At 71.5% G+C, this 23065-nt stretch carries 22 protein-coding genes and 1 tRNA gene; 12 read left to right on the top strand and 11 right to left on the bottom strand.

Annotation, left to right across the window (positions count from 1 at the left end):
* Positions 1-317 precede the first annotated feature (317 nt).
* Positions 318-992, top strand: coding sequence for a Crp/Fnr family transcriptional regulator (locus CP976_RS23850; protein WP_010031945.1), 675 nt, complete (start codon positions 318-320; stop codon positions 990-992).
* 120 nt (positions 993-1112) lie between these two features.
* Positions 1113-1931: a nucleotidyltransferase domain-containing protein gene (locus CP976_RS23845; protein WP_150482212.1), complete on the top strand. Its 819-nt coding sequence runs from the start codon at positions 1113-1115 to the stop codon at positions 1929-1931.
* Between the two features lie 13 nt (positions 1932-1944).
* On the opposite strand, the gene CP976_RS23840 is transcribed toward CP976_RS23845, so the two are convergent.
* From CP976_RS23840 to sp36, 4 genes are all read right to left on the bottom strand, one after another.
* Positions 1945-2775 carry an MBL fold metallo-hydrolase gene (locus tag CP976_RS23840; RefSeq protein ID WP_150482211.1) on the bottom strand — a complete coding sequence of 277 codons (831 nt, stop codon included), beginning with the start codon at positions 2773-2775 and terminating at the stop codon, positions 1945-1947.
* Entirely contained in the window at positions 2772-3650 is an 879-nt protein-coding gene (locus CP976_RS23835; RefSeq protein WP_150482210.1) for an NUDIX hydrolase, read from the bottom strand. Before CP976_RS23835 ends, CP976_RS23840 begins: the two co-directional genes overlap by 4 nt.
* An 81-nt stretch (positions 3651-3731) precedes the next feature.
* Complete coding sequence (locus CP976_RS23830; RefSeq protein ID WP_059414928.1) at positions 3732-4193, bottom strand: RidA family protein; 462 nt, start codon at positions 4191-4193, stop codon at positions 3732-3734.
* Positions 4193-4351, bottom strand: a complete 159-nt coding sequence (sp36, locus tag CP976_RS23825) for a Sp36 family protein (RefSeq protein WP_003991873.1) — start codon at positions 4349-4351, stop codon at positions 4193-4195. Before sp36 ends, CP976_RS23830 begins: the two co-directional genes overlap by 1 nt.
* Positions 4352-4480: 129 nt before the next feature.
* Between sp36 and bagA the strand changes: the two genes are divergently transcribed.
* Together bagA and bagB are read left to right on the top strand one after the other, a co-directional pair.
* Positions 4481-5458: an ATPase BagA gene (gene bagA, locus CP976_RS23820; RefSeq protein ID WP_150482209.1), complete on the top strand. Its 978-nt coding sequence runs from the start codon at positions 4481-4483 to the stop codon at positions 5456-5458.
* Positions 5459-5528: 70 nt separating this feature from the next.
* The gene (bagB, locus tag CP976_RS23815) at positions 5529-6926 is read left to right on the top strand and encodes an ATPase BagB (protein WP_150482208.1); all 1398 of its coding nucleotides are present in this window, start codon (positions 5529-5531) and stop codon (positions 6924-6926) included.
* A 202-nt stretch (positions 6927-7128) separates the two neighbouring features.
* Here bagB and wblA read toward each other — a convergent pair whose 3' ends face one another.
* A complete protein-coding gene (wblA, locus tag CP976_RS23810; RefSeq protein ID WP_059414931.1) occupies positions 7129-7467 on the bottom strand; it encodes a transcriptional regulator WblA in 339 nt (112 codons plus the stop codon).
* 408 nt (positions 7468-7875) lie between these two features.
* Here wblA and CP976_RS23800 point away from each other — a divergent pair, with 408 nt between their 5' ends.
* Positions 7876-10173: a transglycosylase domain-containing protein gene (locus CP976_RS23800; RefSeq protein ID WP_150482207.1), complete on the top strand. Its 2298-nt coding sequence runs from the start codon at positions 7876-7878 to the stop codon at positions 10171-10173.
* 96 nt (positions 10174-10269) lie between these two features.
* Here CP976_RS23800 and CP976_RS23795 read toward each other — a convergent pair whose 3' ends face one another.
* Positions 10270-10734, bottom strand: a complete 465-nt coding sequence (locus tag CP976_RS23795; RefSeq protein ID WP_150482206.1) for a GatB/YqeY domain-containing protein — start codon at positions 10732-10734, stop codon at positions 10270-10272.
* Positions 10735-10880: 146 nt separating this feature from the next.
* On the opposite strand from CP976_RS23795, the gene CP976_RS23790 reads away from it, so the two are divergent.
* From CP976_RS23790 to CP976_RS23780, 3 genes are all read left to right on the top strand, one after another.
* Positions 10881-11807: a metallophosphoesterase gene (locus CP976_RS23790; protein ID WP_150482205.1), complete on the top strand. Its 927-nt coding sequence runs from the start codon at positions 10881-10883 to the stop codon at positions 11805-11807.
* A 171-nt stretch (positions 11808-11978) separates the two neighbouring features.
* Positions 11979-12752 carry a Pr6Pr family membrane protein gene (locus tag CP976_RS23785; RefSeq protein WP_150482204.1) on the top strand — a complete coding sequence of 258 codons (774 nt, stop codon included), beginning with the start codon at positions 11979-11981 and terminating at the stop codon, positions 12750-12752.
* 47 nt (positions 12753-12799) lie between these two features.
* Positions 12800-12873, top strand: a tRNA-Pro gene (locus CP976_RS23780).
* Between the two features lie 112 nt (positions 12874-12985).
* Here CP976_RS23780 and CP976_RS23775 read toward each other — a convergent pair.
* Positions 12986-13768 carry a TIM barrel protein gene (locus CP976_RS23775; protein WP_150482203.1) on the bottom strand — a complete coding sequence of 261 codons (783 nt, stop codon included), beginning with the start codon at positions 13766-13768 and terminating at the stop codon, positions 12986-12988.
* A gap of 121 nt (positions 13769-13889) precedes the next feature.
* On the opposite strand from CP976_RS23775, the gene CP976_RS23770 reads away from it, so the two are divergent.
* The 3 genes from CP976_RS23770 (at position 13890) to CP976_RS23760 (ending at position 16505) form a co-directional block, all read left to right on the top strand.
* Entirely contained in the window at positions 13890-14933 is a 1044-nt protein-coding gene (locus CP976_RS23770; RefSeq protein WP_150482202.1) for a LacI family DNA-binding transcriptional regulator, read from the top strand.
* Between the two features lie 77 nt (positions 14934-15010).
* On the top strand, positions 15011-15721 hold the full coding sequence (locus tag CP976_RS23765; protein WP_150482201.1) for a hypothetical protein: 711 nt from the start codon (positions 15011-15013) through the stop codon (positions 15719-15721).
* Between the two features lie 40 nt (positions 15722-15761).
* Complete coding sequence (locus CP976_RS23760; protein ID WP_150482200.1) at positions 15762-16505, top strand: hypothetical protein; 744 nt, start codon at positions 15762-15764, stop codon at positions 16503-16505.
* Here CP976_RS23760 and CP976_RS23755 read toward each other — a convergent pair.
* From CP976_RS23755 to CP976_RS23745, 3 genes are all read right to left on the bottom strand, one after another.
* On the bottom strand, positions 16502-16969 hold the full coding sequence (locus tag CP976_RS23755; protein WP_150482199.1) for a Pycsar system effector family protein: 468 nt from the start codon (positions 16967-16969) through the stop codon (positions 16502-16504). The genes CP976_RS23760 and CP976_RS23755 overlap by 4 nt on opposite strands.
* A 100-nt stretch (positions 16970-17069) precedes the next feature.
* The gene (locus tag CP976_RS23750; RefSeq protein WP_150482198.1) at positions 17070-17777 is read right to left on the bottom strand and encodes a TIGR03943 family putative permease subunit; all 708 of its coding nucleotides are present in this window, start codon (positions 17775-17777) and stop codon (positions 17070-17072) included.
* Positions 17774-18820 carry a permease gene (locus CP976_RS23745; RefSeq protein WP_229875382.1) on the bottom strand — a complete coding sequence of 349 codons (1047 nt, stop codon included), beginning with the start codon at positions 18818-18820 and terminating at the stop codon, positions 17774-17776. The genes CP976_RS23750 and CP976_RS23745 overlap by 4 nt, the downstream gene beginning before the upstream one ends.
* Before the next feature lie 176 nt (positions 18821-18996).
* Here CP976_RS23745 and CP976_RS23740 point away from each other — a divergent pair, with 176 nt between their 5' ends.
* Positions 18997-20892 carry a potassium channel family protein gene (locus CP976_RS23740; RefSeq protein ID WP_150482196.1) on the top strand — a complete coding sequence of 632 codons (1896 nt, stop codon included), beginning with the start codon at positions 18997-18999 and terminating at the stop codon, positions 20890-20892.
* A 240-nt stretch (positions 20893-21132) separates the two neighbouring features.
* On the opposite strand, the gene CP976_RS23735 is transcribed toward CP976_RS23740, so the two are convergent.
* Positions 21133-22986 (bottom strand): S9 family peptidase, encoded by a 1854-nt coding sequence (locus CP976_RS23735; protein WP_150482195.1) that lies wholly within the window; start codon positions 22984-22986, stop codon positions 21133-21135.
* Between the last annotated feature and the right edge of the window lie 79 nt (positions 22987-23065).

Raw genomic sequence — 23065 nt, 5'->3', positions numbered from 1 at the left:
GCTTTCGCCGTTTTCCTGCCGCCATCGGGGCTCTGTTCGCCCACAGCGGAATCGCGACGTACAACCACCCGCGCAGCCCCCTAGGCCTGTGCTCTCACCGGCGATTTGGACACCCGGCCAGCCTAAGGCCCGGCACCGACATCCGCCCCGGACCCCGAAGATCGGCGCCCAATTGGACCCCTGCCGCGTACCCCGGGACACGTGTGCGGCATCCTTGTGACAGATCACACTGTTTGGACCGTCCGGCAAAATGGGCACCACGGTGCCTTGGTACGCGGGGGCAACAGCCCCTGAGCAGGTCGACAAGGAGAGAACTCGTGGACGACGTTCTGCGGCGCAATCCGCTCTTCGCGGCGCTCGACGACGAGCAGGCCGCGGAGCTCCGCGCCTCCATGAGTGAGGTGACCCTCGCGCGCGGTGACTCGCTGTTCCACGAAGGTGACCCCGGCGACCGCCTGTACGTGGTCACGGAGGGGAAGGTCAAGCTCCACCGCACGTCCCCCGACGGCCGCGAGAACATGCTGGCCGTGGTCGGCCCCGGCGAGCTCATCGGCGAGCTGTCGCTGTTCGACCCGGGCCCGCGCACCGCGACCGCCACGGCGCTGACCGAGGTGAAGCTGCTCGGCCTCGGCCACGGCGACCTCCAGCCCTGGCTGAACGCCCGCCCCGAGGTGGCCACGGCGCTCCTGCGCGCCGTCGCACGCCGGCTGCGCAAGACCAACGACGCGATGTCCGACCTCGTCTTCTCGGACGTCCCGGGCCGTGTCGCCCGAGCCCTGCTGGACCTGTCCCGCCGGTTCGGCGTGCAGTCCGAGGAGGGCATCCACGTCGTCCACGACCTCACGCAGGAGGAGCTGGCCCAGCTCGTCGGCGCGTCCCGCGAGACGGTCAACAAGGCACTGGCGGACTTCGCCCAGCGCGGCTGGCTGCGCCTGGAGGCCCGCGCGGTGATCCTCCTGGACGTGGAACGCCTCGCCAAGCGCTCGCGCTGACGCGCACGCACCCCTGGCCGTACGACATCGGGCCCTGTCTCCTCGCGGGACGGGGCCCGACGTCGTGCACGGCACGAGAACCAGCCGCGCCGGCCTCCCCCTTCACGGCACAGTGACCGCATGGCCGGAACCATTCGCCGCCCGGGACTCGACGCCCAGGGCTTCATCGCCCGGGAGGGCTCCCTCGCGCGCGTGCCCGACGCCTTCCGTCCGGTCGTCGCGGCGGCCGGGGAGCGGCTGGCCGACGTGTTCGGAGCGCGACTGCACAGCGCGTACCTCTACGGGTCGATCCCGCGCGGCACCGCGCGCGTGGGGCGCAGCGACCTCGACCTGCTGCTCGCCCTGCGCGAGGAGCCGACCGACACGGACCGGGCCGAGGCCCGTGCCCTCGGGGCGGCGCTGGACGAGGAGTTCGAGCAACTCGACGGGCACGGGACACTGCTGTTCAGCCGGGCGCGGCTGCTGAGCGACCTGGAGCGGTACGACCTGGGGTGGTTCGTCGCCTGCCTGTGCACCCCTCTGCTGGGCGAGGACCTGGCCGCGCACCTGCCGCGTTACCGCCCCGACTCACTGCTGGCCCGCGAGACCAACGGCGACCTGGCCCTGCTCCTCCCGCGCTGGCGCCGGCGAATCGCCGAGGCGGGCGGCACCAAAGAGGCCCGCCGTCCGCTCGTCCGCTTCATGTCCCGGCATCTCGTGCGCACGGGCTTCACCCTCGTCATGCCTCGCTGGAACGGCTGGACCAGCGACCTGCGGGAGATGGCCGAGGCGTTCGCCCGGTACTACCCGCGGCGCGCCGAGCAGATGCGGACCGCCGCCGTCCTCAGCCGGGAGCCGACGGGGGACGCCGACGTGCTCGTGTCGTACGTCGACGATCTCGGGCCCTGGCTCGCCGGGGAGTACGCGCGCGTGCACGGCGTCAAAGCGCCGCGTCCATGAAGGGCCCGGAGCCCTAGATGAGCCCGTGCTCCACCAGGTAGTCCAACTGCGCCCGTACCGACAGTTCCGCCGCCGGCCACAGGGAGCGGTCGACGTCGGCGTAGACGTGGGCGACGACCTGCCCGGGGGTCCGGTAGCCGTCCTCGACGGCCGTTTCCACCTGGGCGAGGCGGTGGGCGCGGTGGGCGAGGTAGTACTCCACGGCCCCCTGGGCGTCCTCCAGGACCGGGCCGTGGCCCGGGAGCACCGTGTGGACGCCGTCGTCGACCGTGAGGGACCGGAGGCGCCGCAGGGAGTCCAGGTAGTCGCCGAGCCGGCCGTCGGGGTGGGCCACGACCGTCGTACCGCGGCCCAGGATCGTGTCGCCGGTCAGGACCGCCCGGTCGGCGGGGAGATGGAAGCAGAGGGAGTCGGCGGTGTGGCCGGGGGTCGGGACGACCTTCAGTTCGAGGCCCCCGGTGGTGATCACGTCCCCGGCCGCCAGGCCCTCGTCGCCCAGCCGCAGTGCCGGATCGAGCGCACGCACGCGCGTGCCGGTCAGTTCGGCGAACCGGGCGGCGCCCGCCGCGTGGTCGGGATGACCGTGGGTCAGCAGGGTCAGGGCGACCCGCTTGCCGGCCTGCTCGGCCGTGGCGACGACATGGCGCAGGTGCCCGTCGTCGAGCGGTCCCGGGTCGACCACCACCGCCAGGTCCGAGTCGGGCTCGGAGAGGATCCAGGTGTTCGTGCCGTCCAGGGTCATCGCCGACGGGTTGGGGGCCAGGACGTTGACGGCCCGCGCGGTGGCCGGACCCGAGAGGACCCCGCCGCGAGGCTGACCGGGAAGGGCTGCTGCGTCCGTCATGCGGTGGCTCCACCGGTCGGTGCGGTCGGGATGTGTTTGGTGAACTCGTCGTGGCCCGGCCAGGAGAGCACGATCTCGCCGTCCACCAGACGGGCGGTGGCCAGGACGGGCGTGAGGTCACGCCCCGGAGCGGCCGCGAGCGCCTGGGCGGCGCTCTCGTACGCCGTCAGCTGGCGCAGGGTCGCGATGGTCGGCGGCATCATCAGCAGCTCGCCCTTGTCGTACCCGGCCGCCGCCTCGCCCGGCGCGATCCACACCATACGGTCGGCCTCCGTGGAGGCGTTGCGGGTGCGCTGCCCCTCGGGAAGGGCGGCCACGAAGAACCAGGTGTCGTAACGGCGGGCCTCGAACTCCGGGGTGATCCAGCGAGTCCAGGCGCCGAGCAGGTCGGAGCGCAGGACCAGGCCCCGGCGGTCCAGGAACTCCGCGAAGGACAGGTCCCGGGCGACCAGAGCGGCACGGTCGGCCTCCCAGTCGGCGCCGGTGGTGTCGCCGACGACCGAGTCGGGCGCCGGGCCGGCGAGCAGCACGCCCGCCTCCTCGTACGTCTCCCGTACGGCCGCGCAGACGATCGCCTGGGCCGCCGTCTCGTCGACGCCGAGCCGGTCCGCCCACCACGCGCGCGTGGGGCCCGCCCAGCGGACGTGGTGGTCGTCGTCCCGGGAGTCGACGCCGCCGCCCGGATACGCGTACGCGCCTCCGGCGAAGGCCATGGCGGCGCGTCTGCGCAGCATGTGGACGGCGGGACCGGTGCCCGTGTCCTTCAGGAGCATGACGGTGGCCGCGCGCTTCGGGGTGACCGGGGTGAGGGTGCCTGCCGCGAGTGCGCGGATGCGGTCCGGCCACTCCGGGGGGTACCACTGACCGTTCGCCATGGGCGCGAGGCTATCCCGTGACGGGCGGATGTTCGAGTGGCCCCAGGGGCGGATTCCGCAGCTGGGACCACCGAAACGGGGTCAGGCGAGCTCCACCTGGATCTCGACCTCCACCGGTGCGTCCAGCGGCAGCACCGCCACGCCCACCGCGCTGCGCGCGTGCACGCCCTTGTCGCCGAGGACCTGGCCGAGCAGCTCGCTGGCGCCGTTCAGCACCGCGGGCTGGCCCGTGAAGTCGGAGGCCGAGGCCACGAAGCCGACGACCTTCACGACGCGCGCGATGCGGTCCAGGTCACCGGCGACGGACTTGACGGCGGCCAGGGCGTTCAGCGCACACGTGCGTGCCAGCTCCTTGGCCTCCTCCGGGGTGACCTCCGCGCCGACCTTGCCGGTGACCGGAAGCTTGCCGTCCACCATCGGCAGCTGCCCGGCGGTGTAGACGTACGGGCCGGACTGCACGGCCGGCTGGTACGCGGCGAGCGGCGGGACGACGTCGGGCAGGGTCAGGCCGAGCTCGGCCAGCTTCGCCTCGACGGCGCTCATTACTGCTTCTCCCGCTTCAGGTAGGCCACGAGCTGCTCGGGGTTGTTCGGCCCGGGCACGACCTGGACGAGCTCCCAGCCGTCCTCGCCCCAGGTGTCCAGAATCTGCTTCGTGGCGTGGACGAGCAGCGGCACGGTTGCGTATTCCCACTTGGTCATGCGGCCGACTCTAGCCGCTGCCGGAGAGGGGTCCGCGGCCGACCACGCCCCCGGTCCTCCGCCCTCGGCGGCCACGGTTATCCACAGCCCTCCGCGTAGCCCGGGCACGGACTGGTTAGGCTCGAATACGTGAGCAGGCTCCAGGTCGTCAGCGGCAAGGGCGGTACCGGTAAGACCACGGTGGCCGCGGCCCTAGCGCTGGCCCTGGCCACGGAGGGGAAGCGGACGCTTCTCGTCGAGGTCGAGGGCCGTCAGGGCATCGCGCAGCTCTTCGAAACTGAAGCGCTGCCTTATGAGGAGCGGAAGATCGCCGTCGCTCCCGGGGGCGGGGAGGTGTACGCGCTGGCCATCGACCCCGAACTGGCCCTTCTGGACTACCTCCAGATGTTCTACAAACTGGGGAGCGCCGGACGGGCCCTGAAGAAGCTCGGGGCGATCGACTTCGCCACCACCATCGCGCCCGGCCTGAGGGACGTACTCCTCACCGGCAAGGCGTGCGAGGCGGTGCGGCGCAAGGACCGCAGCGGGCGGTTCGCGTACGACTACGTCGTCATGGACGCCCCGCCCACCGGGCGCATCACGCGCTTTTTGAACGTCAACGACGAGGTGGCCGGACTCGCCAAGATCGGCCCGATACACAATCAGGCCCAGGCCGTGATGCGGGTGCTGAAGTCGCCGGAGACGGCCGTGCACCTGGTGACGCTGCTGGAGGAGATGCCCGTCCAGGAGACCGTGGACGGCATCGCCGAGCTGCGGTCGGCCCGGCTGCCGGTGGGGCGGATCATCGTGAACATGGTGCGGCCGGAGGTGTTGGACGCGGCCGACCTGGAACTCGTACGGACGGTCCCGCGTTCCACGGTTGCGCGGTCGCTGTCGTCCGCCGGGCTCGGCGGGGCGAGGCGCGGCGGGCGTGCGGAGCGGCTGGTGGATCCGCTGCTCACCCAGGCCGAGGAGTACGCCGAGCGGTACACGCTGGAGCACGAGCAGCGTGCGGTGCTCACCGAGCTGGGCCTGCCGCTGCACGAACTGCCGCTGTTCGCCGAGGGCATGGACCTGGCGGGGCTGTACGAGCTGGCCCGCGAGCTGCGCGAGCAGGGCGTGTCATGAGCCGGGCAGGCCGCTGCCCCCGGAACAGCACACAGGCAAGGCCCGTCTCGAGTCGGAAGCAGGGGATGTCATGAGTCGTCCGGACCCGGCCCACACCCACGACCCGGCCCGCCACCACCTGCCCCCCGCGCGCCTGCTCGACATCGATCCGCTGCTGGAGGACCCGAAGACCCGCATCGTGGTGTGCTGCGGCTCGGGCGGGGTCGGCAAGACCACGACCGCGGCGGCCCTGGGGCTGCGCGCGGCCGAGCGCGGCCGCAAAGTGGTCGTCCTCACCATCGACCCGGCCCGCCGGCTCGCCCAGTCCATGGGCATCGACTCCCTCGACAACACCCCGCGCCGGGTGAAGGGCATCGACGACTCCGCGGGCGGCGAGCTGCACGCGATGATGCTCGACATGAAGCGCACCTTCGACGAGATCGTCGAGGCGCACGCGGACCCCGAGCGGGCCGCCGCGATCCTGGGCAACCCCTTCTACCAGTCACTTTCGGCGGGCTTCGCGGGCACGCAGGAGTACATGGCGATGGAGAAGCTCGGGCAACTGCGGGCCAGGGACGAGTGGGACCTGATCATCGTCGACACTCCGCCGTCCCGCTCGGCGCTGGACTTCCTGGACGCGCCCAAGCGGCTCGGGTCGTTCCTGGACGGGCGGCTGATCCGGCTGCTGACGGCGCCGGCGAAGCTGGGCGGCCGGGCCGGGATGAAGTTCCTGAACGTCGGGATGTCGATGATGACCGGCACTCTCGGCAAGCTCCTCGGCGGCCAGCTCCTCAAGGACGTCCAGACGTTCGTGTCCGCGATGGACACGACCTTCGGCGGGTTCCGCACCCGCGCCGACGCGACGTACAAGCTGCTCCAGGCGCCCGGCACGGCGTTCCTCGTGGTCGCGGCCCCAGAGCGGGACGCGCTGCGCGAGGCCGCGTACTTCGTGGAGCGGCTGGCCGCGGAGGACATGCCGCTCGCCGGGCTGGTGCTCAACCGGGTCCACGGCAGCGGTGCCGACCGGCTGTCGGCCGAGCGGGCGCTCGCCGCCGCGGAAAATCTTGAAGAGCCCCGCATTGTGGATCAGGAGGGCGGGAAAGCAGTACTTCGTAACTCCCCCGACACGCACGACAGTTCAGGCTCTCCCACATCCGAAACACCAGCTCCGGCTGCTGCTCCGGCTTCTGACGGTGGCTCCCCCGCCGAGGACGCCGAGAACACCGAGCGCTCCGTCGACCAGCTCACGGCAGGTCTGCTGAGGCTGCACGCCGACCGCATGCAGCTGCTCTCCCGTGAGCAGCGCACGCGTGACCGCTTCACCGCGCTCCACCCGGAGGTGGCCGTGACGGAAGTGGGCGCGCTGCCCGGCGACGTGCACGACCTCGCGGGACTGCGCGACATCGGCGACCGGCTCGCTGCGAACGAGCGCGAACTGCCCGAGACCGAGCTGCCCGAGGAGGGCACCCGGCCTGAGGCGAGTGCCTGAGGGGCGTCCGAGACGGGTGCCTCAGCGTCCGGGCGAGTGCCTGAGCGCAACGCGAGTGCGCCTGAGCACAGCACGAGTGCGCCGGGGCACAACTCAAGTGCCTGAGGGCGACCCTGCGCCGCCACGGGCCTGTCTCCGTGAGGGGCCTGAGCCCCGGCCTGAGCCCCGGCCTGAGCCCCGAGGAGCCCCCGGAGGGAACCCCTCAGCTCACCGCCGCGTAGTTCTCATAGATCTCGTCGTCATCGAGCGGTACGACACCGCACCCCCGCTCGTACTCCGAGCGCGCGGTCTCCAGCAGCCGGCGCCAGGAGGTCACTGTGGGCCGCCTGCGCAGCAGTGCGCGGCGTTCCCTCTCCGTCATGCCTCCCCACACGCCGAACTCGACGCGGTTGTCCAGCGCGTCGGCCAGGCACTCCGTGCGCACCGGGCATCCGGTGCACACCGCCTTGGCCCTGTTCTGCGCTGCTCCTTGAACGAACAGTTCATCCGGATCGGTAGTGCGGCAGGCCGCCTGCGCACTCCAGTCGGTTACCCAGCCCATACCGGCGCCGTCCTCTCCCGAATCGAGGCTCCCCCACGGCGGCAGCGGCATATTCACCGCCGCCAGTTGAGGACGTTACGGAAGGTGGGCACAGCGCAACACCCCCAGCGGGCCCAATCTTGAATGGTCCGAACGGACTATGGGTAAGCGGCAGATCACCCGGGGGAGTGACCTGGCGACATACGTAACCTTCCCGGCAAACCAGGACAGTTCAGTTGCGTCACAACGGACGCCGTATGACACACAAGGCGGATTCGGACACGACCCCATCAAAAAAGTTGGGGAACACCCGGAACGATTCGGGGTCGCCGGACGTATTGATACGTGGCCTCACTGCTGTGACAGTTGAGAGCAGCTTAGGCCAAGGCCTGTACGCCTGTCCGGCGAATGAGAACGTAGGCTGCCCTCATGCCAAACAAGCGCTCGGGCGGTGGTCTGTCACCCACGCAGCAGGCCGCCAAGTTCCTCGGTGTCAGTGTTCTCGCGGGAGCCGTGCTGGCCGGCATCGCGCTGCCCGCGGTGGGCGCGCTGGGGCTGGCGGCGAAGGGATCGGTCGAGAGCTTCGACGAGCTCCCGGCCAACATGAAGACCCCGCCCCTGAGCCAGCGCACCACGATCCTCGACGCCGACGGCGGCCAGATCGCCACGGTCTACTCGCGCGACCGCACGGTGGTCCCCCTCAAGGACATCTCGCCGTACATGCAGAAGGCGATCGTCGCGATCGAGGACTCGCGCTTCTACCAGCACGGCGCGGTCGACCTGAAGGGCGTCCTGCGCGCCCTCAACAAGAACGCGCGCAGCGGTGAGGTCGCCCAGGGCGCCTCGACCCTGACGCAGCAGTACGTGAAGAACGTCTTCGTCGAGGAGGCCGGCAACGACCCGACGAAGGTCGCGCAGGCCACCCAGCAGACCATCGGCCGCAAGATCCGCGAACTGAAGTACGCGATCCAGGTCGAGGAGGAGCTCGGGAAGAAGAAGATCCTCGAGAACTACCTGAACATCACGTTCTTCGGCCAGCAGGCCTACGGCATCGAGGCCGCGGCCCAGCGCTACTTCTCCAAGTCCGCCAAGGATCTGAACGTCCAGGAGGCGGCCCTCCTCGCGGGCATCGTCCAGTCGCCCAGCCGGTACGACCCGGTCAACGACGAGGCGGAGGCCACCAAGCGCCGCAACATCGTGCTCCGGCGCATGGCCGACGTCGGCGACATCTCCCGGGCGCAGGCCGCCGAGGCGATGAAGGCGCCGCTGGGCCTGAAGGTCAGCAAGCCCAAGAACGGCTGCATCACGGCGATCAAGGGCGCGGGCTTCTTCTGCGACTACGTGCGCGAGGTCTTCCTGAACGACCCGGTCTTCGGCAAGACCAAGGAGAAGCGGGCGAAGGTCTGGAACCAGGGCGGGCTCACCATCCGCACCACCATGGACCCCCAGGCCCAGGGCGCGGCACAGGCGTCCATCAAGGACCACGTCTACCAGAGCGACGATGTGGCCACCGCCGCCACCCTCGTCCAGCCCGGCACCGGCAAGATCCTCGCCATGGGCCAGTCGCGTCCGTACGGCGTCGACATCAAGAAGGGCGAGACGACCCTCAACCTGTCCGTCGACGGCGACATGGGCGGCGGCATGGGCTACCAGCCCGGTTCGACGTTCAAGCCGATCGTGGCCGCCGCGGCCCTCGAGGACGGCATGCCGGCGAACAAGGTGTACTCGTCGCCGTACCAGATGGCGTACCCGAGCCCGGTCTCGGCGTGCGACGGCAAGAGGTGGGTGAACGACCCCGCCGACCCGGCCAAGCTCGAGAACGAGAACGAGTCCGAGGTCGGCCCGTACGACATGAAGGAAGCGACCGCCAAGTCGGTCAACACCTACTACGTGCAGATGATCAGCGACATCGGCATCTGCCCGGTCACGACGATGGCGAAGAAGATGGGCGTCGTGCGGGCCGACGGCGACAAGATGCCCCAGGTGCCCTCCATCGCCCTCGGCACCCAGGAGATGTCCCCGCTGACCATGGCGAACGCGTACGCGACCTTCGCCTCGCGCGGGATGCACTGCACGCCGGTCGCCATCGAGTCGGTCACCCAGCGCGTCGGGGACCAGAGGAAGTCGCTCCAGGTCCCGAAGTCGACCTGCTCGCGGGCGATGTCGGAGAAGACCGCCGACACCATCAACGCGCTGCTGCGAGGCGTCGTCGAGGACGGTACGGGTAAGAAGGCCGGCCTCGACAGCCGCCCCAGCGCCGGCAAGACCGGTACGACGGACGAGCGCTACGCGGCCTGGTTCGTGGGCTACACGCCGAACATGGCCGGTGCTGTGTGGGTCGGCGACCCGGCCCACAAGCGGAAGATGACCAACATCACCATCGGCGGCCGGTCGTACGGCAAGGTCTTCGGCGGTGAGGTCCCTGGCCCGATCTGGGGCGACATGATGAACGGCGCGCTCCAGGGCAAGCCCGTCGAGCAGTTCAACACCGTCCACATCCCCGACGGCATCGACCGGGACCGCGGTGACGGCGACGACGAGGGCCGCGGCGACGGGGACGACGGTGACAACGGCAACGGCAACGGCTTCATCGGCGGCCTGGTCGGCGGCAACAACGGCGGCGGGGGCGACGACCCCTTCCCGACTCCTTCCTTCTCCATTCCGGAGGGCTTCTTCCGGGGCCAGGACAACGGGGGCGGGAACGGGAACGGCGGGCGGTTCGGCTGATCCGCCGGTGTGACTGACAGGGCGTGACTGACAGAGGGCGGCCCCCTCTCCCCTTCTTCAGGGAGAGGGGGCCGCCCTCTGCGGTCCAGGGCCGGGTCAGCCGGCCAGCAGCTTCTTCACCGCGGCGGCGACGCGGCCGCCCTCGGCCTGACCGGCCACCTTCGGGTTCACGATCTTCATGACGGCACCCATGGCCCGCGGCCCCTCCGCACCTGCGGCCCTGGCCTCCTCGACGGCCTGGGCCACGATCTGCTGGAGCTCCTCGTCGGACAGCTGCTTGGGCAGGTACTCGGCGAGCACCTCGCCCTCGGCCTTCTCGCGCTCGGCGCTCTCGGCACGACCACCCTGCGCGAAGGCCTCGGCGGCCTCGCGACGCTTCTTCGCCTCGCGGGTGATCACCTTCTGCACCTCGTCGTCGGAGAGCTCGCGCTTCTCCTTGCCCGCGACCTCCTCCTTGGTGATCGCGGCGAGCGTCAGCCGGAGCGTCGAGGAGCGGAGCTCGTCGCGCTCCTTGATCGCGGCGTTGAGGTCATCCTGCAGCTTCGACTTGAGCGTGGTCATGAGGTTGATTGTCGCAGGTGCGGGCGGAAAGGCGCCCCTTGATTTGTGGGGCCGTGATCCTGGGGACGGTTAAAAGGCCGGTGCCGCCAGGGCATTTCGCGCACCGCCGGACGCAGGCGACCCGCGCGGTCTGACACGATGGTCGTATGCACGCGCGATACGGAGTCCCCCTGGGAATCACGGCGGCCGGTGCCGCCGGTCTGTTGTACGCGGCGGCCTTCGAGGCCCGCTCCTTCCGCCTCCGCCGGGTCACGGTCCCGGTCCTGCCCTCGGGAATGCGCCCCCTGCGCGTGCTCCAGGTCTCCGACATCCACATGGTCAGCGGTCAGCGCAAGAAGCAGCGCTGGCTGCGCTCCCTGGCGGGCCTGCGCCCCGACTTCGTGATCAACACGGGCGACAACCTCTCCGACCCGGAGGGTGTCCCGGAGGTCCTCGATTCGCTCGGCCCCCTGATGGAGTTCCCGGGCGCGTACGTCTTCGGCTCCAACGACTACTACGGCCCCATGTTCCGCAACCCCGCCCGGTACCTGCTGGAAAAGGTGCAGGGCCGCCACGGCCTGAACGGCAACCCGCCGGCCGTCGGCGTGGTGCACAACCCGTGGGAGGACCTGCGGGACGCCTTCGACGCGGCGGGCTGGCTGAACCTGACGAACACGCGCGGCACGCTCAAGATCGAGGGTGTCTCGCTGGAGCTGACGGGCCTGGACGACCCGCACATCAAGCGGGACCGCTACGAGCAGGTGGCCGGCGGCCCGTCGGACTCGGCCGACTTCTCCATGGCCGTGGTCCACGCGCCGTACCTTCGCACCCTGGACGCCTTCACGGCCGACGCCTACCCCTTGATCCTCGCCGGCCACACCCACGGCGGCCAGCTGTGCATCCCCTTCTACGGCGCCCTGGTCACCAACTGCGACCTGGACACGGACCGCGTGAAGGGCCTGTCCACGCACACGGCGGAGGACCGTACGTCGTACCTGCACGTCTCGGCGGGCTGCGGCACGAACCGCTACACGCCGGTACGGTTCGCGTGCCCGCCGGAGGCGACGTTGTTGACGTTGGTGGGGCGGGAGTAGCGGAGTCACTGCCCATGGGTAGGGCTCGTGGGTGGGTAGGGCTCGTGGGCAGCCTCTGGGGCCTGTGGGAGCCGTGTGGGCCATGGGAGACGGCGGGAGACGACGTGATTCCGTTAACCCACACAGCCCGCCCGAATAGCCCCCTATGTCCGCTTCTGTCAGCGTGGGGGCATGACCGCCCCGATACCCAGGGACATACCGGATCTCCCCGCGATTCCGGGCAAGCCCGCACTGAAGCCGTCCCCCGTCCCCGCCACGGCCGTCGTCACCCCCGTCCGCCGCCCGGCGGCCGCGGCCTTCCGCCTGCTGGTCGCCCTGGCGGCGGCCGTCGGCGTGACGCTCGAACTGCTCCTGGGTGACCCGTCCCGAACCCTGGGCTACTTCGCGATCCAGAGCAACATCCTGCTCGCGCTGGTCATGGCCTTCTCGGCCCGCCGCGCGTGGACGGCCAGCCGCCCGCTACCAGGTGCCGTGCTGGGCGCGACCCTGCTCTACGTCGTCATCGCGGCCCTGGTGCACCACCTGCTCCTGGCGAACGAGGCGAGCCCCTTCTCCCTCACGGGCGAGGCCGCGGCCGCTCCGACGGGCTGGCAGGCCGTCGCCCACCACACCCTCCACACGCTGACCCCGATCGCGGCCGTACTGGAATGGCTCCTGCTCACGACCCCGGGCCGCCTGCACCTGCGCCAGGCCAGCACCTGGCTCCTCTACCCCCTGGCCTACCTGGCCTTCTCCCTCACCCGAGGCGAACTGCTCCTCCCGGGCACCCCCGACCGCTACCTCTACCCCTTCCTGGACGTCGACCAGGACGGCTACAAGAAGGTCCTGGGCAACGCCCTCCTCCTCGGCCTCTCCTTCTACGCCCTCGCGACCCTCCTCGTGGCCCTCGACCACGCCCGCCCGAACCCCCTCCGCCACCCCTGGAAAACCGGATTTCGTCTCTAGCCACCAGTGGGCTAAAGTAAACGTCGTCGCCGCGACAGCAGCGACATCGGGGTGTAGCGCAGCTTGGCAGCGCGCTTCGTTCGGGACGAAGAGGTCGTGGGTTCAAATCCCGCCACCCCGACAGTGAAGTTCCAAGTCAGGGGCCTGATCCAGTGAGTGGATCAGGCCCCTGACGGGTTCCTGAGATCGTTTGGGACACGCCTGGTGGCAGGGCCGCGTCGATCTCGCCTTGATCAGAGCGTGAAAGCCGAGCGGAAGCGCTCCAGAGCCAGTTCGCTGTCGCCGGAGGCCCACGCCTCCATCGCGACCGTGCCCTCGTAGCCGATCTCCTTCAGGACTCGAGCGACGGCGGGGTAGTTGATCTCGCCGGTTCCGGGTTCGCGGCGGCCGGGGACGTCGGCCACCTGGATCTCGCCGATCAGGTGCAGGGCGTGGGCCTTGCGGACCAGTTCGATCAGGTTTCCTTCGCCGATCTGGGCGTGGTAGAGGTCCAGGTTCATCCGTAGGCCGGGGCGGTCGACCGCCTGGACCAGGGCCAGGGTGTCGGCCGCGGTCGCGAAGGGGACGCCGGGGTGGTCGACGGCCGTGTTGAGGTTCTCCAGGGTGAAGACCACGCCGGCGCTCTCGGCCAGTTCTGCGAGGCGGGTGAGGGTGTGGTGCGCGGTGATCCACATCGGGCCCGTGGGGTCGCCGGTCGCGGGCGTAACGGGCAGGCCCTTGTCGTCCAGGCCGGTGCCGTGCAGGTTCAGTCGGGGGCAGCCGAGTTGCTCTGCCGCCCGGATCGACTCCTCGGCGGTGCGCAGGAGCTCCGCCGCGCCCTCCTCGTCGGTCAGACTGCCGCGGATGTAGCCGGTCATCGAGGAGAACTCGGCCGGGGTGCGGGCGAGTGCGTCGAGGTCGTGCCGGGTCCAGTCCCAGATCTCGGCCTGGAAGCCGGCGTCGTGGAGGCGCCGGACCCGTTCGTCCATCGGCAGGTCCAGGAAGAGCATTTCGGCGCAGACCGCCAGTGTGTACATGGCCGGTTTCCTCTCGTGGCGGTGACTTCAGCTACTAGAACGTTCTAGCACCCTCGGCTGGCCAAGGGCTAGAACGTTCTACAATCGGGCTCTGTGATGACGACCCGACCAGGGAGGACCCGTGCCAGAGACCCCGGCGGCCCCCGACGGAAAGCGGCCGACGCTCGCGGACGTCGCGGCGCGGGCCGGGGTGTCGACGGCGCTGGTCTCCATCGTGATGCGGGAGGCGAAGGGCGCCGGTGCGGCCACACGTGAGCGCGTCCTCCAGGCGGCGCGGGACATCGGCTACCGTCCGGACGCCCGGGCGCGGCTGTTGCGCAGCCAGCGCTCCCGGCTGCTCGGGGTGCAGTTCGGCCTCCAGCAGCCGTTCCACGCCGACCTGGTCGAGGGCATCTACGCGGCGGCCGAACCTGCCGGCTACCAGATCGCGCTGAGTGCCGTGGCCGCCGGGCGCGGCGAGCAGCGTGCCGCCGAGACGCTGCTCGCCGACCGCTGCGAGGCGCTGGTCCTGCTCGGCCCGCAGGCCCCCGCCGCGCGACTGGCGGAACTCGCCCGGCAGTTGCCGGTCGTGTCCGTGGCACGCCGGCTGCGGTCACCGATCCCGGGGCTGGAGGTCGTACGGACCGCCGACGACGAGGGAGCCCGGCAGGCGGTGGACCATCTCGTCGGCCTCGGGCACCGGGACATCGCCCATGTCGACGGCGGCCGGGCGCCGGGCGCGGCCGACCGGCGCCGCGGCTACCGCACCGCCATGAACCGCCACGGCCTGGGTGAACACATCCGTGTCCTGCCCGGCGGTCTGACCGAGGAGGAAGGCGCCTCGGCCGCCCGGGGCCTGCTGGCGGCCCGCCCGCGCCCCACCGCCGTACTGGCCTTCAACGACCGCTGCGCGACCGGCGTTCTCGACGTGTTCCTCCGCTCCGGTGTGACGGTTCCCGGCGACATCTCCGTCGTCGGCTTCGACGACAGCCACCTGGCCCGGCTGGCCCACATCGACCTCACCACCGTCGGCCAGGACAGCGCGCGCCTCGCCCGGCTCGCGGTCGGCCGGGCCGTCGCACGCCTGGAGGATGTCGCACGCCTGGAGGGTGAGGACGCCGCGGCCTGGGAAGACGTCGTCGCGCCCCGGCTTGTCGTGCGGGGGACGACCGGCGCGCCTCGCTGAATCCTGTCCGAGGGCCTCGCCGTCCGGGACCGGTCCCGTGCCCGGTGTGGTGCCATGCCCCTATGGGCGCGGAGCGAGTGCTGATACTTCATCAGGGGGACGACCTCGACATCGGTGAGGTCCGGGAGCTCGTCGACTCGATCGAGAGGGAGTCCTGTGACGTCCTCACCGGGACGCGGGTGACCACCTACCCCGCGGCGGAGCCGACCGAGCTGGTCGCCCACGCCCTCGTGCTCCGGCTGGAGCGGGACGGTGAGGTCGGGCCCGATCCCTTGTCCCGTACGGGCACGTACGCATACGAGCTGTCCGGCGGGCGGTCGGTCGTGGCCGTCGTGGTGTGGGCGGACGAGGTCAACGCCTGGGTACGGCGGGTCGTCCCCCAGCACATGGCCAGAGTCGAGGCCACCGGCATGACCCTGACACGGCGGCCGGGGTGGCGGCGGCTGGCGGGCGAGGACGCGCTGGCGTTCGTCGCCGCGGCCCGGGACGGGGAAGGGCGGCGGTTCGGTGACGACCTGCACGTGGTCGTGAGCCTCCTGCCCAGTACGAAGCCGCGGCGCATCCGGCGGCTCATGCCCGGCGGCTACATCCAGTGGGTGGACGGCGTGTTCCGCCGCGCCGGCGCGGCACTCGGCCGCGTCGACGTCGCGCACTGGCTCGTGTGCGTGGACGGGCCGGCGCGTGTCCTGCACCTCGCCTATCTCTCCGCCGACCGGAACGTGACGCCTTTGCTTCCGTGGGAGTTGCTGTCCCGTGCCGAGAAGCGCGGGGGAAGGAAGATGACGTAGGCCGTCGGCGGAAGAGTGCCGGAACTCGGAGGGGTGGGCAGTGGGGTTGTTCCGCAGGTGGCGGGAGCGACGGTCGGGGGACGAGCCGCCGCAGCGCCCGGCACAGGGGCTGGCGCAGGGGCGGGGGCGGTCGGCCGATGACGAGTACGTGCTCCTGCGGGACGGGGCCGGGGAGTTGGAAGGCCTGTGGATCGGTGACGTCCGGCGGGCCGATGACGCCTTCATCGGGGCGATCCTCGACCGGCACGAGCTGCGGGACGATGTGACGACGTCGCGGTACCGGGTCGTCCACAACACCTTCAACGACCGCGGCGGTGTCTTCGTCCGGTTCGTCGGGGACGAGACGACGGCCGGCGCCGGTGACCTGCCCCGGCGGGAGCTCGTGGTCGGGGACCGGCACTGTCTGGTGCACGAGGATTTCGACACGTTCAGCCGCGACGCCGCCGCCGGCCACGTCGCCCTGCTGAAGACGACCATCGACGCGGCGTCGGCCAGTGACCTCTATCCGCTGTACGAGGCGCTGTCGGAGGTCTTCGGTGATCAGGCACCGCAGGCCCGGGCCGCCCTGCGCGCCCCGCTCCAGTGTGCGACGTGCCTGCGGACCTACCCGGCCAACCTGATCCACCTGCGGGACATGAAGCGTGCGGGTACGCCGATGGCCGGGACCGTCAGCAGCGCGGACGGCGCCAGGCAGGTCAACCGGGCGCTCCTGATGACCGCGTGTCTGGACTGCGGCGGCGAGGTCGCGGTCTGGGTGTACAACCCCCACGTCTTGAACCGCTAAGACAGGACCCCGGCCAGCGTCCCCGCCAGGGTGAGTGTGAGGAAGACCGCGCCCCAGGCCATCGCCCGGCGTATGCAGCGGTACTTGATCCACGCGGTGCGGGACAGGACCTCCAGCTGTGTCGCGTCGCCGGAGGAGCCGGAGGAGGAGACCGGGGAGGGGCGCCGGGGGGATACGGCCAGACCGAGGAGGACGAGGGACGGGGCGCAGGCGGCGCAGCCGGCCCATACCAGGAGCTGGGGGATCACGGCGTACTGGCCGGGTGCGATGAGACCGCCGGCGATCGCGCCCAGCAGGGCGGTCAGGGCCGCGCCCAGGGTCGCCAGCGTCAGTCCGGCCTTGCTGTCGGCCTTCGCGAGTTGCTCACGCGCCTCGGTCAGGAGGTCCCGGGTGACTTCCGCCGCGCGGTCGGTCTGCGTCCCGGTCCCCCGCACCGTCCCGGTCTCGCCGCTCGGTGTGGTCATACCTCCCCCTCGCTGATCAGCGGCATTCCCGAGTACCCGGAAGTTGCTCTTCTAGTACGGGAGTACGCGAAGTACGCGGAGTAAACGGAGTACGCGCGGCTCAGTTGTTCCACGTCTCGTCGTACGGGTCGGCCGGTGCCGGTACCGGCCTGGCTCTGGTGACGTCGAGGTACGGGATCGGGCCGTCGTTGACCGGGTCCTTGGTCCGGCGGGGTGTGTACCGGCCGGTGATCTCCAGCCAGGTGTCCGGGCTCAGGACCGGGGGGACGTTGCCGGTCAGGGCGATCTTGACCGGCTGGGCGTCCGCCGCACAGCAGTTGAGGCCCATGCGGACCAGGTAGGGGGCGCCCGTCCGGTCCAGGGTGACGAAGCCGGTGATCTTCAGCTCGCGGTCGCGGAGGGAGCGGCCGTCGTCGTAGACCGCGCGCCCGGCGTAGTCGGCCACGCCGAGGCGGAGGGGCTCGCCGGCGGGGAGGTCCGGGAAACCGAAGGGCTTCGTCAGGGCCGTGCCCGTGTGCGCCGCGCTGTAGGAGCCCAGGGCCGGCGGGGCGACCAGGATCAGGGCGAGGACGGGGAGGGCGAGGAGCCAGGAGATACGGGGCTCGTGGTGGTGGTGCTGTCGTGTGGCTGATTGGCGGCGTTCGTACCAGAGCGTCGCCGCCGCCGTCGCGATCAGCACCACGCCCGCCAGCAGGACCAGCGGGCGCAGGCCCGCCTTGACGTAGCGCAGGTAGAGGTCGGTCAGGCCGGCGTGCAGGAGCGTCGCGCCGAGCAGGAAGAGGAGGGCCGTCTGGGCCAGGCGGTTCACAGCAGGACCGTTCCGGTCAGGGCCGATACGACGACGGCCAGGGCGAACGTCGCGGGGGCGAAGCGCAGGGCGAAGGCACGTCCGAAGGTGCCCGCCTGCATCGCGAAGAGCTTCAGGTCGATCATCGGCCCCACGACCAGGAACGTCAGACGGGCCGTCAGCGAGAACTGGGTCAGGGACGCCGCGACGAACGCGTCCGCCTCCGAGCAGATGGACAGCAGGACGGCGAGCACCGCGAGGGCCAGCACCGAGAGCACCGGATGCCCGGCCGCCACGCGCAGCCACTCCTCCGGCACCACCGCCTTCAGCGTCGCCGCTGCCATCGCACCGATCACCAGGAAACCGCCGGCGTGCATCACGTCGTGGCGCACCGAGCCCCAGAAGGCCGCGCCCCTGCCCCGGCCCTCGTACGAGGGTCTGTCGGGCGGGCGCAGCCAGTCCGTGCGGCCGAGGCGGTGCCAGAGCCAGCCCATCGCGCACGCCACCAGCAGGCTCGCGACGAAGCGGGCCAGGACCATCTCCGGGTTGCCGGGGAACGCGACGGCCGTCGCCGTCAGCACGATCGGGTTGATGGCGGGCGCCGAGAGGAGGAACGCCAGCGCCGCCGCCGGTGTGACCCCTCGGCGGACCAGCGCTCCGGCCACCGGCACCGACGCGCACTCGCAGCCCGGCAGCACCACGCCCGCCGCGCCCGCGACCGGGACGGCCAGGGCCGGGCGCTTCGGCAGGGCCCTGGCGAAGAAGGACGGCGGCACGAACACCGCGATCGCCGCCGACAGCAGCACCCCGAGCACCAGGAACGGCAGCGCCTGGACCATGACCGCGACGAACACCGTCATCCAGCTCTGCATCACCGGTGCGGACAGGGCCCCGCGGATCGGGTCCTGGAGCATCACGGCCGTGAGCAGCAGGAGGGTGAGCAGGAGAGGGGAGTTGAGGTGGCGGGCGTCGTCCGGGCCCGGGCCCTTGTCGGCGACCGGTGGGGCGGTCTCGTTCCCGACCGTCTCGTCGGTCTCCTGCGGGGCGGGTTTCGTGGTGGCCACGGGCCCGGTACCTCCGGTCGTGCGCACGGGCATTGCCTCCCCTTCTGTACGGCCGGGCCACCTCGGGTGTTCAGTCACCGTGGTTCCCTTCTGGAACCAGCCGTCCCGGTGAGGCAGTCTTCTCCCTTGTGGGGAGCGTTCCGAACCAAGGTCTGCCAGGTGATCCGGCCACGCACATGATCGTGTGCGGGGACGACGGGCTCGCGCACCGGCTGGCCGCCGAACTCCGTGGTGTGTACGGCGAGCAGGTCACGCTCGTGGTGCCGCCCTCGGTGCGCCGGGTGCGGCAGCCGGTGGTCGGACGCGCCCGGGCCGCCTCGGCGGCCCTGCTCGACCGGTTCAGCGCGGCCGTCAACCGGACGGGCGCGGGCGGCGCCGAACCGGCCTCCAACGAGCAGGTGGTGGAGGCCGCCGAGGTCACCGAGGCCGTGCTCACCGAGGTGGGCGCCGACCGGGCGGCGGCCCTGGCGCTCGTGTACGACGACGACGAGACCAACATCCGCGCCGCGCTCACCGCCCGCCGGCTCAACCCCCGCCTCAGGCTCGTACTCCGTTTGTACAACCGGCGGTTGGGCCAGCACATCGAGGAACTGCTGGACCAGACCGCGGCGGTGGCCTCGGGCACGGGGCCCGGGACGGCAGGGCTGGACGCGTCGACGACCGTGCTGTCCGACGCCGACACGGCCGCGCCCGCGCTGGCCGCCACCGCCCTCGTCGGGACCAGCAAGGTCGTCCAGACCGAGGGGCTCGTCCTGCGTGCCGTGGAGCGGCAGCCGCCGCGGCCCGGCGAGGTGGCCGACCCCGGCCTGTGCACGCTGGCGCTGCTGTCCGCGACGAGCAACGACCCGGCCGGCGCGGACGGTTCCGAGGGCAGCGGGGAGCAGGGGCCGCAGCTGCTGCCGGACGAGGCCGCGGTGGCGTCGGCGACCGGGCGCGGGACCGTCGTCCTGGAGCAGGTGTCGTACTCCGGCCCGTCCCTGCCCTCCGGGCGGGGCGGTGTGCCGCCGTTCGCCTCGCTGTTCTCACGCCGGCTGCGGTGGTCGCTGGCCGGTCTTGTGGGGTGTGTGCTCGCGCTCGCCGTCGCGTTGATGTTCGTGGCCGGGGAGCATCCGCTGTACGCCACGTACGTCACGCTGCTCGACCTGTTCGGCATCAACGATCCCGCGTTCCACGAGTCGACCGGGCGACAGGTGCTGCAACTGCTGTCCGGGCTGGTGGGGTTGCTGCTGCTGCCGGTGCTGCTGGCCGCGGTGCTGGAGGCGCTGGGCACGTTCCGCAGCGCGTCCGCGCTGCGGAAGCCGCCGCGGGGGCTGGGCGGGCATGTGGTGCTGCTCGGGCTCGGCAAGATCGGGACGCGGGTGCTGACGCGGCTGCGGGAGCTGCACATTCCCGTGGTGTGCGTCGAGTCCGACCCGGAAGCCAGGGGGATGGCCACGGCGCGGCGGCTGCGGGTGCCGGTGGTGCTCGGGGACGTCACGCAGGAGGGCGTGCTGGAGGCCGCGAAGATCCATCGGGCGCATGCGTTGCTGGCGTTGACCAGTGCGGACACGACGAATCTGGAGGCCGCGTTGTACGCGCGGTCCGTGCGGCCCGATCTGCGGGTGGTGTTGCGGCTGTACGACGACGACTTCGCGACCGCGGTGTACCGGACGCTCCGGGCCGCGCATCCGTTCGCCCTCACCCGGAGCCGGAGTGTGTCGCATCTGGCCGCGCCCGCGTTCGCTGGGGCGATGATGGGGCGGCAGATCCTGGGGGCGATTCCGGTGGAACGGCGGGTTCTGCTGTTCGCGGAGGTGGAGGTGGCCGGGCATCCGCAGTTGGAGGGGCGGACGGTGGGGCAGGCGTTCCGGGCGGGGGCGTGGCGGGTGCTGGCGCTCAATACGGCACCTCCTGGGGGGCGGCGGGGTGAGGGGGAGGGTCCGGTGGAGGAAGGCGCGCCGGCTTCGGGGCTGGTGTGGGATCTGCCTCCTACGTATGTGCTGGGGGCCGGTGATCGGGTGGTGCTGGCGGCTACGCGGCGGGGGTTGGCGGAGTTGCTGGGGCGGAGGCGGCGGGAGCGGGCGGGGGCGTAGTCGCCGAGCGGTGGGGTTCACTGCTCGGCGTTACGTGGTACTCGGCGTTGCGGCTGAGGCGCGAGGGGTCGCGCCACCCGGCGTCACGAGGTGCTCGGCGTCGGAGCTGAGGCCGGGGCGTGGCGCAACCCGGCGCAGCGGGGTGCCGCCCGCGCCCACCCGTGCCGCCCTGGGGGTACCTCCCAGGCCCTTAAGGCACTGGGGGAGGCACGACTGCCCGCAGGCTAGCGGGCTGCGCCGCTAGTTCTTCAGGTGCCTCTCCGCGAACTCCAGCTCCAGCCGCACCTGCTTGATCCGCTCGTCCACCACCAGTGACCCGTGCCCGGCGTCGTAGCGGTACACCTCGTGGACCGCGCCTCTCGCCTCCAGGCGCTTGACGTAGTTCTCGATCTGGCGGATGGGGCAGCGGGGGTCGTTCACGCCGGCGGAGATGTAGACCGGGGCCTTGACCTGGTCGACGTAGGTGAGGGGGGAAGAGGCCTCGAAGCGGTCGGGGACCTCTTCGGGGGTGCCGCCGAGGAGCGTGCGGTCCATCGCCTTCAGCGCTTCCATCTCGTCGTGGTACGCCGTGACGTAGTCGGCGACGGGGACCGCCGCGATGCCCAGGGCCCACGCGTCGGGCTGGACGCCGAGGCCGAGGAGGGTGAGGTAGCCGCCCCAGGAACCACCGGTCAGGACGAGACGCTCGGGGTCCGCGAGGCCGGAGGTGACGGCCCACTCGCGGACCGCGGCGATGTCCTCCAGTTCGATGAGGCCCACGCGGTGCTTCAGGGCGTCCGTCCAGGCACGGCCGTAGCCCGTCGAGCCGCGGTAGTTGACCCGGACCACCGCGTAGCCGTGGTCGACCCAGGCCGCCGGGCCCGCCGCGAAGGAGTCGCTGTCGTGCCAGGTCGGGCCGCCGTGGATGTCGAAGACCGTGGGGAGCGGGCCGGTGGTGCCCTGCGGCTTCTGGACGAGTGCGTGGATACGGCCGCCGGGGCCTTCCACCCACACGTCCTCCACCGGCACCGAGCCGGGTGACTTCATGCCGGGCGGGTCGAGCACGACACCGCCGGCCGTGGAGCGGACCGCCGACGGTTCGGCGGCCGAGGACCACATGTACTCCACGCTGCCGTCGGGCCGGGCCGTGGCGCCGGACACCGTGCCGGGCGGTGTCGGGATCTCGGTCAGGGCGCGGCTCGCCAGGTCGTAGCGGAACAGCTCGCTGCGGGCCTCGAAGCTGTGCGCGATGAGCAGGCCGCTGCCGTCCGGGTACCACTCGGCACTCACGTCGCCCGGCAGTTCCAGCGCCAGGTCCGTCTCCTCGCCGGAGGCGACGTCCCAGACCAGGGGCTCCCAGCGGCCCCGGCGCTGGTGGCCGATGAGGAGGCGGGTGTCGCCGTCGACCGGGGCGAAGCCGAGGACCTCCAGGCCGAGCTCGCGCGTACCGCCCTCGGTGTCGTCGAGGTCGGCGACCGGCGTGCCGTCGGTGCGCAGGACGCGCAGGGCGGAGTGCATGGCGTCGCCGTGCTCGGTGTGCTCGATGGCGATGAGCGAGCCGTCGCGGGAGAGGTCTCCGACCCCGGCCGACTCGCGGTGGCGGTAGATCTCCACCGGCTGCTCGCCCGTGCGGACGAGGTGGATCGTCGTACCGTCCTCGTCGGTCGAGCGGCCGACGACCGCCGTGCGCCCGTCGCGGCCGAGGGCGAGGCCCGCCGGGTAGGAGGCGTCCAGGCCCTCTGCGGCGAGTTCGTCCGGGCCGCCCGTGAAGGGCTGGCGGCGCCAGACGCCGAACTCGTCGCCGTCCTTGTCGTCGAACCACCAGATCCAGGCGCCGTCCGGTGACAGCACGCCGTCCGTCGTGCCGTTCGGCCGGTCCGTCACCTGGCGCTGCTCGCCCGTCTTGCGGTCCCACGCGTACAGCTCGTACGTCCCCGTCGCGTTCGACACGAACAGGGAGCGGTCCGGCGCCTCCTCCGCCCAGTCGGGCAGGGACACCCGGGGCGCCCGGAAGCGCTTCTCCCAGTCCGGCATCCGCTCCTGCTGTCCCGCCTGTCCCTCTTGCTGGTGCTGGTCCCGCTGTTCCCGCGCGTCGGATCGGTTGCTCTCAGTCATGGCCCCATACTGCACGCCCTCGCCGACAATTCGCCGACGAGGTCCTCAGCCTGTGGATAACCTCCACCGGTTCCCCTTC

It is taken from the genome of Streptomyces coeruleorubidus (assembly GCF_008705135.1).
In the GTDB taxonomy this organism is placed as follows: domain Bacteria; phylum Actinomycetota; class Actinomycetes; order Streptomycetales; family Streptomycetaceae; genus Streptomyces; species Streptomyces coeruleofuscus.
This window is presented reverse-complemented; position numbering and strand designations above follow the sequence as displayed.